Origin of the sequence: Arthrobacter sp. N199823 (assembly GCF_002929705.1) — a bacterium.
In the GTDB taxonomy this organism is placed as follows: Bacteria; Actinomycetota; Actinomycetes; order Actinomycetales; family Micrococcaceae; genus Specibacter.
In genome coordinates, this window is sequence record NZ_PJIN01000002.1 from 696094 (window position 1) to 710157 (window position 14064).

The following is a 14064-nucleotide window of genomic DNA, read 5'->3' on the forward strand; positions in this document are numbered from 1 at the left end:
GGTCCATTGAGGAACGGTATATGGGACGGGGATTGCATTCAGACTTCGGTAAGCCGGGTACTCTTTGAACCAACTGAGGAGGAGGGAAATGCGAAAAATGAGTGCGTTGGCGATCCGGGGCTCGATCAGGTTTGTGGCAGGATGCTTGGGTATGGGTGTCGGGTGGATCATTTGGTCAGCACTCTGGGCCAATTTCACAGCCGAGGTGTCCGCGGCGACTTTCGAAAACCTACGTAGCTCAAGCACGTTTGGTGTCATGCTCGGACTGCTTGCAGCATTTCTTATTGTCGGCTTTGGGATGCTCTTATCGATTCTGGCTGATCATGCAGTAGTCCGGTTCAACCGCGCTAGACCCACAAGTTCAGTCTCATAAGTTCTGCAAATACGGCTTCATTGCCAGTTCGGGAACCTTCAGCGGGCGAGGCGCTGACGGGTCCAGACCACGAGGCACGTGAGCCATGATGGTTGCCCTTTTGGACGGGTGATTCCAATGAAGTCGAAGAAGGCTCTCATGCAGTATTCCAGTCATTTTGTTCGCTGTACCTACAGAGTATGTGTTGCGGACTGTGGCCGTTGCTGGAACGTTCTGCAGGACACTCTGTCATGGTCTCATCGAAAAATGTCACTTCTTTGGGCTTCACGTCTGTCCAGGCCAGGATTAGGCTACAGGGCCACCATGGAACACTTGTTGTTTCAGCTTTTCTAGAGCCAAAGGTTCAGCGGCGATTTCCACGGTGCCATGGGGCAGGGTCAGTGTCAGGACCATCAAACCCGGAGGTAGGTGACCCGCCTTGCCACCAGAGACGCGCTCTGGAGGGCCGGGGACGCTGACGACGTCCAATGTTGTCGGCCTGCCCAGGGAGACTTCGGAGCCGGACATGACCTCTTGGAACCGGATTTGATGTGGCTGACAGGCTGCAGTTCCGCCGGCCCACATGTCCTGCAACGCCCCTGGGCGGGAACCCGGATACCTTAGGTAGACGAAGATGCCCCGCTTTTCCAAGGCGGTTTTCCGTTTCCTAGCTTCTCTCGCGTACAGGTAATACAGTCCGCCCCACCATATGAGATTGAACAGAGTTGAGAAGAGCCCAAAGGACCAGGTGTTTCCGCTGGCCCTGTATGCGAGAAGTGTCACCAAAGCCATCAGGACGATGACCAGCGGAATGACGGCCATCCTGTGCTGCCAGAGCCATTCCCTCATATCTCGACCAAACTTTCCGTGGAGGGTAGCCAATCTCCTGGCCCTTTTCTGGCGCTCGTCGTTCCCAGAACCGCACCAGCATCAGGCCGTGATTCAGTTCAGTTTAGCTTTGTTTGCTTATGCAGGGACGGAGGTACCTGACGCCCGTCCCAGCGTGAGGACCGGAGTTGTCTGGCTGCCTCCCCGCCCCTCTGGGATAAAACAAAACCCCCGAAACGGGAACAGCTCTGCGGGACAGCCGTTCATGAGACTTGTTCAAGATATAGTGGCGGGCAAATGAAGAGCCAGATAAGTCAATTACGTAGTCGTGGATTCCTGAGCGCCGAAGATGTTGACGCATTCGGCCATCTGTCGACGACGGACCTGATTCGACAGCTGGAATCCGGAGATGCCGTTGAACGATCCGCGGCCATTCGCCTGCTCTCACAGACGGCACAATCGGGTGTTTCGGTGAACCGAATTTTTGCGGAGCGACTCACACGGGAAACCAAGCTTTACACCAAGATCGAGCTCTGTGACGCACTCCAAACCGGCGGAGAAGAAACCGCGCATATTCTCATTCCGTTGCTCGGTACGATCGGCAGGAATCAACACAGACAGCCATCCCTCGAGGCGTTCAAGAAGTCTAGCTATCCGCTTCCACGAGACATTGTGGCGCGAGTTCTTGCCCGAATGGACCCTACGATCCTGCCAATTTTGACCACTTCTATTCATGAGGGAGCACGGGTTCAAGTGTTAGAGGTCATCGATGCGGTTGGCTTCATGTGCTTCTATTCGTCAATGACGCCAACGGATCGACGGGCTGCACTGCGCGCGCTGATCGACAGGCTCCACGGCAGCCTGGATGACAAGCTAATGCAGTGGAAGATCGTGCGTGCCTTGGAGAGTTTCAACCATCCAGATAACCTGGCGATCCTCCGCGAAGTCATTGATGATGGTGCGATACCGGTAATACGCCAGGAAGCGCAGCGCTCACTGACGTTGGCAGTCAAACAACCCGCGATGTAGGTGTCCCAGATTTTTCCACATTCGTGCGTTCAGGTTCGCCAAGCGGACATTCCGGAGACAGCTATGCCAACTGTTCCTTAAGCCGGTCCAGCTCCGGTCGACTGGACCGCTCAAAACAAGAGTAGTAGCAACGCCAATGGTGCTGTCCACAGGGGAAGCCTCTACGGGACTCATCACACGGCCGTTGCGCCACATGATGAGGCTACCTTTGGAGAGCGCCAAGTCTTTCGACCAGCCCGAATTTCACAGTTGGCCATTCGGCTTCAACTACGGAGAACACCACAGTGTCGCGAACGGTGCCATTCTCGAAGATCGTGTGATTGCGCAGAATGCCATCTTGTTTGGCACCAAGCCGCTCGATCGCGCGGCGGGATTGGTGGTTGTGCCAATGAGCGCGGAACTCCATGGCAATGCAACCCAGTTCCTCAAACGCTCGCTGAAGTAAAAGCATCTTGGCAGCGGCGTTGATCCCCGTCCTTTGGGCCTTCGACCCGATCCAAGTTGACCCGATTTCCAAACGTCGGTTCGCTGGTTCGAGATTCAAATACGTGGTCATTCCAACCGCGCGTGAAGTGACCGGGTCGATGATCGCCCAGGGAACAATCCGACCCTCGGTGTGCAAGTTAAGCCGACGTTCAATTTCCCCTCCATCGTCGAGGGAGAGGGGATATGTGTGTACCAGGTCCTCCACAGTTCATCGGTTTCAACCGCGGCCGCAAGGTCCTCATGGTGAGTCGCGGAAAGGGGTTCGAGTCGAACGAACTGGCTTTCCAGCAATGAGGCGTCGGTAAAATTCATTTCCTGAGTCTGGCCCGACCGAACATCCGCTCGTCGATCATTGAACAAACTCGGCGGGCAAGCTTCCGAGCCACGAAAATGTCCATATCTAGACTTCCGTTTGGGGGAACCTTCTGCGGGACGGTGCTTGAAATGAAAATGCAACAGTCGACTTTGATGCCCTATGCCAACTGCTTTCACCTGGCATAGTCTGGCGCGCGCACTTCACTTGCTCCAAAGGAAAGTAACTCAGAGACTTGCCTCTATGGAAAACAACTTGCCTTCCGGTCGACCGGACCAGCGGAACAATGCCGCCATACTTCTAAGTAGTCTTGAGTCTGACCGCGCGTGCCTAGCTAAGCGCCTACGAGAACCCAGGTGGTTCGCCCCTGGTCTCGGTGCATTGGCTGCGCTCTTCATCTCAACTCCGGCCTTGCCGGAATCGTTCAACCGAGGGTTTGTATTGACCTCCCTCGTCATGATGAGTATCTTCCTAGTGCTCGGCTATCAGCGGGTGACTGGGATTAAGCTACTCGGGTTTCGACTCTGTGAAGGTGCACTTTTCGCTCTTGCCATTGTGACCACCCTGTTCTGTTTCAGCGTCTCATTGGGACTTGCCGCCGGCGGGTTCCCTTGGTGGATCATGGCCTCCGTGATCGCTGGCTTCTTGGCCGCAACGGGTCTTGCCCTGCTGGGAGCATCGTCCATGCGAGGACGCGTCAGCAATGTCGACTGAAGGAACTTTCAACGAACTTGTTCATGAGCCGATACGACTGCGGATCTGCGGTCTGCTGCGCGCCGTTGATGAACTCGACTTTGCCGTACTCCGAGACACCCTCGGCATCAGTGACGCCGCCTTATCGAAGCACCTTAAAGTGCTCGTCACGGCAGGCTTTGTGAGCTCAAAAAAGATCGCCTCTTCGACACGGACGGACGCGCGGCGACTGACATGGCTTCGTCTCACAGGCGACGGAAGAGGTGTCTTTGACGACCATATTCGAGCATTGCGGCAGATCGCGACTGGCGTCGATATCTTCACCCTATAGTGCATCCTTGATCGCCATGTATGGCCATGTAAACGTCCCTCTGGCACATGGTTTAGTGAGGCTAGATTTCCTCTGAGCATCGTCAAAGTGTCGTTTTCCGAAGGCGGCTGTACTGATTATCCAAAGTCGTCTGCACTGCGATTTCTCGTCCCCAAGCGGAACCGTGAGAGACGCACTCTTCACAGTCTCGCGAAGGTTCGCGGCCAATAGTTGGGTTTTCATTTTCAGCGTCTACTCTATGACTTATGCATGTCGTAGTTAGTAGAGTCAGCGCCGTTGGACGGGCGGTTCTTCCCCACCATCCGGCACAGGCGATAGCAGCTGGTTTCGGGGTCGCCATCGTGGTCGGAACATTGGTGCTGATGCTTCCAATCGCAAAGACCGGCGCCGGAGGTGCCAATCTCCTCGAGGCCCTTTTCACCGCCACCTCGGCCGTCTGCGTGACGGGGCTGGCGATCGTTGACACCGCCACTTACTGGACGCCGTTCGGGCAGGTGGTGATCTTGGCGCTGATCCAGATCGGCGGTTTAGGCATCATGTCCTTCGCTTCGCTGCTCGGCGTGCTGATGGCCAGACGGTTGGGACTCAAGTCTCGCATCCAGGCCGCGGCGGAAACTAAGAGCACCGGCTTCGGCGACGTGCGCTCGGTACTGCTGGGCGTCCTGCGCATCACGGTGGCCACCGAACTAATCGTGGCGCTACTTCTGACCCTGCGCTTCGCCGTGGGGCTGGGCAACCCTTGGGGCCACTCCCTGTGGCTGGGATTCTTCCACTCCATTTCGGCGTTCAACAATGCCGGTTTCGCGCTCTTCAGCGACAACCTGATGGGTTACGTGGGAGACCCGTGGATTTGCCTGCCGATCGCCGCGGCCATCATCGTTGGCGGCGTGGGCTTTCCGGTGCTGTTCGAACTTGGGCGCCATTACCGCAGGCCGCTGCACTGGACGATGAACACCAAACTGGTCCTCTACGGAACGGTGGGCCTGCTGGCCGGAGGCACCGCGTTCATCTGCGCCTTGGAATGGTCCAACCCCAAGACCCTCGGCGTGCTTTCGACGGCGGACAAGTTGTTGGCGGGGTTCTTCCAGTCGGTTATCACCCGAACCGCGGGCTTCAATTCCGTGGACATCGGACAAATGGATCCGGCAACCTGGCTGGGCATGGACGTCCTCATGTTCATTGGTGGCGGTCCGGCCGGCACCGCGGGCGGATTGAAGATCACCACATTTGCCGTCCTATTTTTCATCCTGCTCACCGAGGTCCAGGGCGGCACCGCCGTGAACATTTTCGGCAAACGGCTCTCCCGCGCTGTCCACCGCCAAGCCATCACGATTGTACTGTTGGCCGTGGCCCTAATCATCGGCTCCACCATGGTCCTAATGCTGATGACAGACTTTGGCCTTGACCGGCTACTATTTGAAACAATCTCCGCCTTCGCTACCGTGGGCCTATCCACCGGCATCACCGCCTCGCTGCCACCTGCCGGACAACTGATGCTGGTATTTCTCATGTTCATCGGACGACTGGGGCCGGTGACTCTGGCCTCCGCACTGGCGTTACGTACCCGTCCCATGATGTACGAATTCCCGAAAGAAAGGCCACTCATTGGCTAAGCACCATCTGTTCAGCCCCAAGTCCATGGAACACATTGCCGACGCCAACTCGGTGGTCGTCATCGGCCTCGGGCGCTTCGGCGGCGCACTGGCCCTCGAACTGGCATCCGCGGGGACCGAAGTGCTGGGAATCGATAACGACGAAGACATCGTCCAATCGTTCAATGGGCTCTTGACCCACGTAGTACGCGCCGACTCCACCAAGGAGGAGGTACTGCGCCAGCTCTCCGTGCACGAATTCGATCGAGCCGTGGTCGGCATCGGCAGCGACCTCGAGGCCAGCATCCTGACCACCTCCGCCTTGTTGCGCTTCAACAAGCCCGCGATCTGGGCCAAAGCCGTCAGCGTCGCCCACGGCCAGATCCTGGAGCAACTCGGGGTCGAGCACGTAATCCATCCCGAGCAGGACATGGGACGCCGGGTGGCACACTTGGTTCGCGGCGCCATGCTCGACTACGTCGAGTTCGAAGACGGCTTCGCGATGGTCAAAACCCGGCCGCCCAAGGAAGCAGTGAACAAGGCGCTCGGGGAAACAGGGATCCGAGCCCGACACAACGTCACCATTGTGGCCGTGAAAAGGCATGACCAGGAATGGGACTACACCACTACCCAAACCGTGCTGCACGAGGACGACCAGATTATCGTCGCCGGGACGACCTCCGCCGCGGAACGCTTCGCAGCACTGCTCTGAAAGCGTCCAACCCTTGTCTCTACCCGGGGGGATCGAAAACTTCACAGGTAAGGTGTCTGACTCGACCAGGAATGGTGTTCCTCCGAAAATAACGAGACACGTAGCTGCCCTGTTTAAGTAGGGGATGGGATCAGAACGTCAAGCCGATTCTGAAAGAACGCGTGGTTTATCGATGCGATCCACGACAGAGCGGAGCCCAGCTTGGGGTGTGCCGCTTCTCTTTGGGGGCCACCGCAAAAGGGATCGCATGACCGTTAACTGGAGGAGTGGTTCTCATGGCAGGTCTGGGTAGATCCAGCAGGATCATGAGGGGGATTTGCTCGGAACCCGAAGGTAAGAAGCGCGCTTCAAAGTCCCAAGGCCAGACAGACTGGTGGCATGGTTGTTGATAGTGCTGCCGCCTTTGCCGAGAAAGTGACGAAAGGCAAGTAACAGGACAAGTTTCAACGTGCCCGTAACGAAGCATTCTAGCGCCTGAGAGGACCCTCCTGACTCTGCTCTGAGGTCTATCCGGTCAGGATTAGTCTTTGCCTCGGCTGCTGCCGGCGTTGGCGATGGCGAGGCGTAGCTTGGAGAGCACTTCGGCGGGTGTACCACCGGAGTTCAGCTCGGTGAAGTGCGCGTATTCGGGAAGCGAACGGTAAGCAGTCCGGAATGAGTTGAGATCATCGAGTGTTTCCACGTCCGTGCCGCGTGCCAAGATCCTGCGGTGCGCATCTTCAGGGTCGATGACGAGGTGGATGATCAGGTCGGGTTTTGGAAGTTTCCTGAGGAGAAAGGGAAGGAAACGTCCCCTGGGAAGGCCCCGCGCCTGGCGCAACGCCAGCTGGCAGTGCAGGTGACGGTCCATGATGATCAGGCCCGGATACTTCCGGGTCTTGGTATGGGAAATCAGCACATTCACACTGCGGATTAACGTCTCCACGGCATCAGCCAAATGTGCAGGGAACTGTATCCCGTACCGTGCGCTCACTAGGGACATCCGGCGGCGGCCCGCGTAGTTCCGGAGTAGGAGCGCGCCCTTGCCATCCCGTAGGGCGGCAGTAACCATCGCCCGTGCGGCCGTTGTTTTTCCTGAACCATCAATCCCTGTCAAAATAACCAGCTAGTAAACTATTTCTCCTTAATGGGGTGTTCCAGCCCGCATCTGGCCCCGGCGCTTTCAGCAAGGCGAAGTGGCCACCGGAAGGAACCACATACGGGACAGCTCTAGTTTTCTGGTGACGATTGGCTAGCCTCCGTTTTGAAGCAGCATCGGTTGAGCTGATGCTCGGTGGTTCAGGGCTCTCATGCGAACTTGTCCCGTCAGTAGACGGAATTGTTGTCTGGGAAGATTGAGCCTCGGGCGACTCAACCGTCCCGAGCTCGAAGAGAATGCCTGACGTACCGAGGTCGGCGCCCCGCCCGGGACCGGGCGAGGCGCCGGGGCAGTCTCAGCGGGCCAGGTGCTCCGTGTGCTGGCGGTGTGCCTCCGCCACTTGTTCCAGGATCTCTTCTGATTCTGGGTGCTTGTCCCGGTACTTGGTCTCCATGACAGCGATGGCCTTTTCCTCGTCCATGAGCAGGTTGTATACGCGCTCACGCTCGGCCGTATCGGCCGTGTATTCGAGTTCCAGGTAGCTGCTGGCGTGGCGGCGGGCGTTGTTGAGCGCCGTCTGTGCCTTGCCGGACTTGCTGACCAGGGATCCGATGACGGTGACTGCCAGCACGCCGATGATCACCGTCAGGGACATGCCGGTGGAAATCTCGAAGACGGGCACGTGCTCGCCACCGTTGATGAACGGCAGGTTGTTCTCATGCAGTGCGTGCAGGACTAGCTTGACGCCGATGAATGCCAGGATCGCGGCGAGGCCGTAGGAGAGGTAGATCAAACGGTCAAGCAAACCGTCCAGCAGGAAGTACAGCTGGCGCAGACCCATCAGTGAGAACGCCGTGGCCGTGAAGACAATGTAAACGTTCTGCGTCAGCCCGAAGATGGCCGGGATTGAGTCTAGGGCGAACAGCAGATCGGTGCCACCAATGGCGACCATGACCAGCAACATCGGGGTGAGGACCTTTCGGCCGTCGACGACTGTCACGAGCTTGTCGCCGTCGTACTTTTCCGAGGTCTTGAACAGGCGCTTGGCGAGCTTGATGATGAAGTTGTCCGCGTCGTCGCCACCACTGTCCTCACCCTTGAGCAGGTTTCCGGCCGTGACAAGCAGGATGATGCCGAAGATGTAAAACATCCAAGACCAGGTGTTGATCAGTGCCGCACCAGCGAAGATGAAGGCGGTGCGGGCAATCAGGGCAAAGACGATGCCGAAGAGCAGCACCTTTTGCTGGTCCTCGCGGGGAACCTTGAAGCTGGCCATGATGACCAGGAAAACAAAGAGATTGTCAACGCTCAATGCTTTTTCCGTGATGTACCCGGCGAAGTACTCGCCACCCATGGTCCCGCCGCCCAAGATCCACACCACCACACCAAAGACCAATGCCAAGCCTACATAGATGGAGGACCAGATGGCTGCTTCACGCAGGGAGGGGATGTGTGCCTTGCGGATATGGAAGAAGTAGTCAAAGGCCAACAGGGCAAGGATGACAACAATTGTAATGCCCCAAATCAGGGGTGAAACAGTCATGATTTTAATCTTTCGGTAGGAGGGCAGCGATAATCGCCGCAAGTCTCTCCACCGGCTGACTGACAAGCCGGACACTGAACCCGGCAGGGCATCATTGCCCTACGTGTTGACGGATTCAGCGCTACGGGATACTCCCCTACGCTTTGACCATCATATCCGATTTTTCCGACAACTTGAGGTTGCCTCAGAAAACGGAAGAATCATACGCAAAGGAATCGCTGAGAACCAACCTTCCTGTGTGCAGAGTGTTGATGGAAGAAATGGCAATAGGCATCCGTACGGGGGCATTAACAGACAAACGATGCCCTGACCTGCGGTTGTTCAGTTTGAGGCTCTGGGAGTGTCCAAAAGACTTGCTCGGTGATCCGTCCGGCGGAGGCGGTAACAGGCACATACAAAAAACCTAGTCAAGCTGCTGTGCGGAGTACCGAATGACTTCACAGGGCCAACTCATTGGTGCCATCTGAGAACGCATGGGTGCCTGAAAGTCCCTTACGTCCGCGGCCGGGTTTGCCAATGGTGCCGCGAGTTCAGATACGCCTCAGATAGTTGGATGACGCTTCAGGTGCCGCAGTCCAGCACTGGGCGGTCCCTCGCCGTCGTACAACAGAAGGCAACTTCAAGCGTTTGCTGACGTCATTGAGTGTAGGGAGCTGGACGATCGTAGGTCTCATCGCTACGCGCCAGAGTGCCGAGGCCCACAGATGAGCGCAATCAGCGAGTTCCCTCGATCTGGTGCTCCATTTTTTCGGAACGGGGCTTCTCGCTCAGCTGGAAAAGGGGAGCGGCATCGCGACAAAATTTCGCAGAATTGGGGGAGCGAAAGAGGAGCCGGCTTCGTCCGCCACTGATCTGAGGTGCATAACCGCAGGTCAGAGGCTCTTTTTGTGCCCCGGAATGGAATCGAACCAGCGACGAAGAGAAACTAGTCATCCGGTTTTTGCGTGTTGTCGTTGACTGTCAAAATTGCCGTATTTCCGAGGATTCTGGACGATTTGGGACCGTGGCATGTCAAGGATTGTGGTGACCATTGGTTGAAGAGGGGGAGTAAAAGGGGAGTGGTTCGGATTTGGGAGTCTCTAGAAGGCTCATGTGGAGTGCGAAGTCAGATGATAATAGGCTCATTGGTCGCCACATCCGTGGGTGCAGGGCCACTGTCCGTACTCGCCATTTTACTCCGAAATTCCGGTGGTGAATGATGAACTCTTCGCGTGAGTCTGCCACTTGCCGGTCAAGCTTGGTGAGCCATTTTGGATGATCTTGGGAACGGTCGATCGAGAGGAGTTCCGGCTTGCGATGAATCAGCGGGTCAACAGCGCCTAGTGAATACACCATCTAGGCGCGAAGGTAGGTTTCCAAGTGCTGGAGTACCGCAAAGGTGGATGCGCGAATCCGGTTGTCGAATTCCCACAGCGCATGAACGTGGGCTAGCGACGTTCCCGGGCGAAACTGACCGGTTCGGGAGCCGCCGGGTGCCTTCACCCGAAATGAATACGAATAGCCGATGGGCGTGTAGTAGCCGGCCCGCTGTAGAAGTGCCATTCCTGACGCATCGTCGGCGATGTGCATGCCTCACCGCCTGAGGATGTTCAGTTGTTCAAAATAGGTTATGTGCGGTTTAGGATCCATCCAATTACTCTCATCGGCGGTGAAAAGTAAAGACCGGCCCTAGACCCCTAGGGGCGGAACCGGTCGTGTTAACACTAATTTATCACGGTTGACGCCTCGAATAGTAGGGAACGTGATCCGCCCGTTTGTTGCCCGATCTGGCCAATGCATTTGTGAAAATTACTTTTGAGTCACTCGTCGCCGGCAGCGTCCCCGCGGGTGCTTCGAAGGTGAGGAATTTGCGAATCTAGGTGGTGGCCGGGCGGAACGTCATACCGCCGTCGGTGGAGACCTGCACGCCGGTGGTCGTGGCTGCCCAGATCGTTAGCTCGCCTGTGTCGCTTTCGTTGGCGGTGACGGCTTCAACCTGTCCAGTGATCTGTCCCGCCTTGGACCATGTCAGCCCGTTGTCGGGGGAGATGAAAACGCTGCCGTCCGGGGCGATGCCGACGGCGTCAGTGGGGGCCGTGCCGGAGGATCTTTCCATGGCCACATATTGGATGATCGGGCTTTCCGGCACCGTTTGCCAGGTTGTTCCACTATCGGTGGAGCGCTGCACCCCTTTCTCGGTCGTGGCCAACACGACCGTTGAGGCCGGACTGCCGGCCAGGACAGCAGGGACAAACGTTGCCGTTGAGGTGGCCCAGGTCTTCCCGTTGGTGCTTGTGCGCAGCTGACCGTCGAAGGCCACTATTGTGTGGCCACTGACGGTGAGCGCGTGAAAGTCGGACTCGCCAGCCCTGGAGATCGACTCCCAGGTCTTTCCGGCATCGTCAGATCGTATGAGTCCGACAGGGTTCGGCAGCGAGGACCCGGGGCCGGGGTGGCCGGAGGCGTAGAAAACGTTTGGTTCGGCTGTGTCCGTGAATCCCATCAGGTCGATGGTGGAGTCACTGATCTTGACGGCAGGATCCCCGGTGGCGTCATACAGACCATCGTGGGTGGCCAGCAGGATCCTCGAGGATTCCGGGTCCACACTGATGCCATGAACATGACTCAAGGCCGCGGCTTTCGGGCTCGGCTCAGCAGCTCGGGACCCGGCATTGGTGCATCCTGCCAGAAGCAGCGGGAGTGTTAACAATGACACCACGGCGAATCGGCGGGCACGAAAAAGGGATGTACGGGGTTGCAAAGGGGACTCCAAAGAAACAGGGGAAGAAAGGATGGAGGGTGGTGGATCCAAAACCTTTCAGATCCACCACCGAAAAAATGGACTGAGCCGGTTCCTACAGGGTGGCGAGCAGGTCCTGCATGGCCTTGATCTCGGTCTCCTGGGAGGAAACGATGCTCTTGGCCAGGGTCACAGCATCGGCGTCATGGCCGTCGGTGATCTCGGTTTGGGCCATCTTCACGGCGCCTTCATGATGGGCGATCATCTGGGTCAGGAACAGCTTGCTCGCCTCTGTGCCCTCGGCGGCGTTGAGTTTGTCCAAGTTGGCTGAGGTCATCATGCCGTTCATCGAGTGGCCACCTGCCATGGCGGTCGGTTCGGACCACCCGGTCAGCCAGGTGGTCATCTTCGCGATTTCCGGGTCTTGGGCGGCCTTGATTTCTTCAGCCAGTGCCGTGATCTTGGCGTCGAGGCCGGTCTTGGTGAGCATGATGTCGCTCATTTCCACGGCTTGGACGTGGTGGGGGATCATCATTTGGGCGAACATCGTGTCAGCGGCATTGTGTTCAGTGCCAGCGACTGACGATTGCGTTGATGTGGCCGTGGAACCGTGGTCCATGCCGGGCATGGACCCGCCGTCAGTCCCTGTGGAACAACCAGCTAGGGCGATCATGCCGGCAACAATGGTGGCGGAAACGATCAGTGATTTCTTCATAACAAAACAGTCCTTCACTCAAACTCTTCGAATTTTGGCAGTCGCACCCGTTCGAGGGCGCGTCAATGAGCACCCGTGAAAGTTCCACGGGCCGATCATCGGTTTACGTTCTGCTGATCGAGAGTTTCTCAAGTGATGGAGGATCGGGACTGCGATCCGATGACTTGTACCCCGCAACGACGGCGAATCCTGTTCCGGGCGCATGGGTGGTGAGCGTTCCAGGCAATGGAACATGGAGCACAGCGGAACTGACCGTGGGCGTGCAGTCGCCGTGCATGGCCATGGAGTCGGCGCAGCCATCGGGGGAGCATCCGCATTCGGATACGCCGTTGACTTGTCCCAGTGCGGAGGCACCGGTCGAGTGGTCGGATTCCGCAGCGAGGTGGACAGTGCTGCTTGAGTGCTTGGTCATGGCCTGTGCCATCATCGCGGCACTCATGCCGGAGTGTGCCGAGGAGACTGCTGGTGCACCATTGACCATATGCATTCCCATGATGCCGCCAATAATGGCAAGCACGACGGCGAGCAACCCGGCCCAGCGCACGATGGACCCCGCAGTTGGTGTGTTAACGGGGAAGCGCATGGTGGGGTCCTTTCTGTTCATCGGGCCGATTGTTCGAGTAGTTGTGTAGTCTACGTTCGCAATCTGGGTGATGGCTGCGAGCGGATTAGTGGACGTCGGCGGGGTTGAGCTTGAGCCGGCGGAGCAGTTGGGCGTTGAGTGCCACCACGATGGTGGACAGTGACATCAATACTGCCCCGGCTGCGGGGGAGAGCACGATTCCTGCGAAGGCCAGGACCCCGGCGGCCAAGGGGACGGAGATGATGTTGTAGCCGGTGGCCCAGATGAGGTTTTGCCACATTTTTCGGTAGCTGGCCTGGGAGAGGTCGACCATGGACAACACGGCCCGGGGGTCGTTGCCGGCGAGCACCACCCCTGCCGATTCCATGGCGACATCGGTGCCGGCGCCGATGGCGATGCCAACCTCGGCCCGGGCTAGGGCAGGGGCGTCGTTAACACCGTCGCCGACCATGGCCACCTTCATTCCACGGGCTTGTAGCTCGGCGACCTTCTGGTCTTTGTCCTGGGGTAGGACCTCGGCGAAGACTTCATCGATGTGCAGCTCAGCAGCTACGGCTGTGGCGACTTGGCGGGCGTCCCCGGTGATCATGGCCACCTTGATGCCACGGTTTTGCAGGGCCGCAATGGCTTGGCGGGACTCCTCCCGGACTTCATCTTCCAGTGCGACGGCTCCAATGACGGCTCCGTTCCTGATCACGTGCAAAATGGATGCGCCACGTTCCTTCCGGGACGTGGTCGTGTCCGTGATGCCGGCAGGTTCTGATGCTCCGAGTTCTGCGAGCAGGGCTGGTCCGCCTACTGCAGCCTTGGTTCCGTTGACGGTGGCCTGGACGCCGCGTCCGGTCATGGACTCGAAACCCGACGCGGCCACAGCCGGATAGCCGGTTTGTTGGGCGGCGGTGATGATCGCCCTGGCGACGGGGTGTTCGCTGTCCGATTCAACAGCGGCCGCAAGGGCCAACAGCTCATCTGTTGTGACGCCGTCGACAGCAACAACGCCGGTGACGGCGGGTTCGCCCTTGGTGAGGGTGCCGGTCTTGTCGAAGAGGACGACGTCGATGGTCCGCATCCGCTCAAGCGCCATGCGGTT

General features: G+C 57.9%; 14 protein-coding genes. 5 read left to right on the forward strand and 9 right to left on the reverse strand.

Going from position 1 to position 14064, the window contains the following annotated elements:
• Positions 1 to 658 precede the first annotated feature (658 nt).
• Positions 659 to 1201: a hypothetical protein gene (locus tag CXQ93_RS07070; RefSeq protein ID WP_104109691.1), complete on the reverse strand. Its 543-nt coding sequence runs from the start codon at positions 1199 to 1201 to the stop codon at positions 659 to 661.
• A 276-nt stretch (positions 1202 to 1477) separates the two neighbouring features.
• Between CXQ93_RS07070 and CXQ93_RS07075 the strand changes: the two genes are divergently transcribed.
• Positions 1478 to 2209, forward strand: a complete 732-nt coding sequence (locus tag CXQ93_RS07075) for a HEAT repeat domain-containing protein (RefSeq protein ID WP_104109692.1) — start codon at positions 1478 to 1480, stop codon at positions 2207 to 2209.
• 202 nt (positions 2210 to 2411) lie between these two features.
• On the opposite strand, the gene CXQ93_RS07080 is transcribed toward CXQ93_RS07075, so the two are convergent.
• Positions 2412 to 2900, reverse strand: a complete 489-nt coding sequence (locus tag CXQ93_RS07080) for a GNAT family protein (protein ID WP_308470608.1) — start codon at positions 2898 to 2900, stop codon at positions 2412 to 2414.
• A gap of 489 nt (positions 2901 to 3389) precedes the next feature.
• Between CXQ93_RS07080 and CXQ93_RS07085 the strand changes: the two genes are divergently transcribed.
• The 4 genes from CXQ93_RS07085 to CXQ93_RS07100 all read left to right on the forward strand — a co-directional run bounded on the left by CXQ93_RS07085 (position 3390) and on the right by CXQ93_RS07100 (position 6336).
• Entirely contained in the window at positions 3390 to 3722 is a 333-nt protein-coding gene (locus CXQ93_RS07085; protein ID WP_146073179.1) for a hypothetical protein, read from the forward strand.
• Entirely contained in the window at positions 3712 to 4032 is a 321-nt protein-coding gene (locus CXQ93_RS07090; protein WP_104109694.1) for a transcriptional regulator, read from the forward strand. The genes CXQ93_RS07085 and CXQ93_RS07090 overlap by 11 nt, the downstream gene beginning before the upstream one ends.
• Before the next feature lie 245 nt (positions 4033 to 4277).
• Positions 4278 to 5645, forward strand: coding sequence for a potassium transporter TrkG (locus CXQ93_RS07095; RefSeq protein WP_104109695.1), 1368 nt, complete (start codon positions 4278 to 4280; stop codon positions 5643 to 5645).
• On the forward strand, positions 5638 to 6336 hold the full coding sequence (locus CXQ93_RS07100) for a TrkA family potassium uptake protein (RefSeq protein ID WP_258068662.1): 699 nt from the start codon (positions 5638 to 5640) through the stop codon (positions 6334 to 6336). The genes CXQ93_RS07095 and CXQ93_RS07100 overlap by 8 nt, the downstream gene beginning before the upstream one ends.
• Before the next feature lie 520 nt (positions 6337 to 6856).
• Here the strand turns inward: CXQ93_RS07100 and CXQ93_RS07105 are convergent.
• From CXQ93_RS07105 to CXQ93_RS07135, 7 genes are all read right to left on the reverse strand, one after another.
• A complete protein-coding gene (locus tag CXQ93_RS07105; RefSeq protein ID WP_308470610.1) occupies positions 6857 to 7432 on the reverse strand; it encodes a thymidylate kinase in 576 nt (191 codons plus the stop codon).
• A gap of 337 nt (positions 7433 to 7769) precedes the next feature.
• Positions 7770 to 8957 carry a TerC family protein gene (locus CXQ93_RS07110; RefSeq protein WP_104109697.1) on the reverse strand — a complete coding sequence of 396 codons (1188 nt, stop codon included), beginning with the start codon at positions 8955 to 8957 and terminating at the stop codon, positions 7770 to 7772.
• A 1335-nt stretch (positions 8958 to 10292) separates the two neighbouring features.
• The gene (locus tag CXQ93_RS07115) at positions 10293 to 10526 is read right to left on the reverse strand and encodes an Abi family protein (protein WP_104109698.1); all 234 of its coding nucleotides are present in this window, start codon (positions 10524 to 10526) and stop codon (positions 10293 to 10295) included.
• A gap of 286 nt (positions 10527 to 10812) precedes the next feature.
• Entirely contained in the window at positions 10813 to 11697 is an 885-nt protein-coding gene (locus CXQ93_RS07120) for a F510_1955 family glycosylhydrolase (RefSeq protein WP_104109699.1), read from the reverse strand.
• Between the two features lie 94 nt (positions 11698 to 11791).
• A complete protein-coding gene (locus CXQ93_RS07125; RefSeq protein WP_104109700.1) occupies positions 11792 to 12391 on the reverse strand; it encodes a DUF305 domain-containing protein in 600 nt (199 codons plus the stop codon).
• A 103-nt stretch (positions 12392 to 12494) separates the two neighbouring features.
• Positions 12495 to 12995 carry a DUF6153 family protein gene (locus CXQ93_RS07130; protein WP_146073180.1) on the reverse strand — a complete coding sequence of 167 codons (501 nt, stop codon included), beginning with the start codon at positions 12993 to 12995 and terminating at the stop codon, positions 12495 to 12497.
• 64 nt (positions 12996 to 13059) lie between these two features.
• Positions 13060 to 14064 (reverse strand): HAD-IC family P-type ATPase (locus tag CXQ93_RS07135; RefSeq protein WP_146073181.1); only part of this gene is annotated, 1005 nt, incomplete at its 5' end.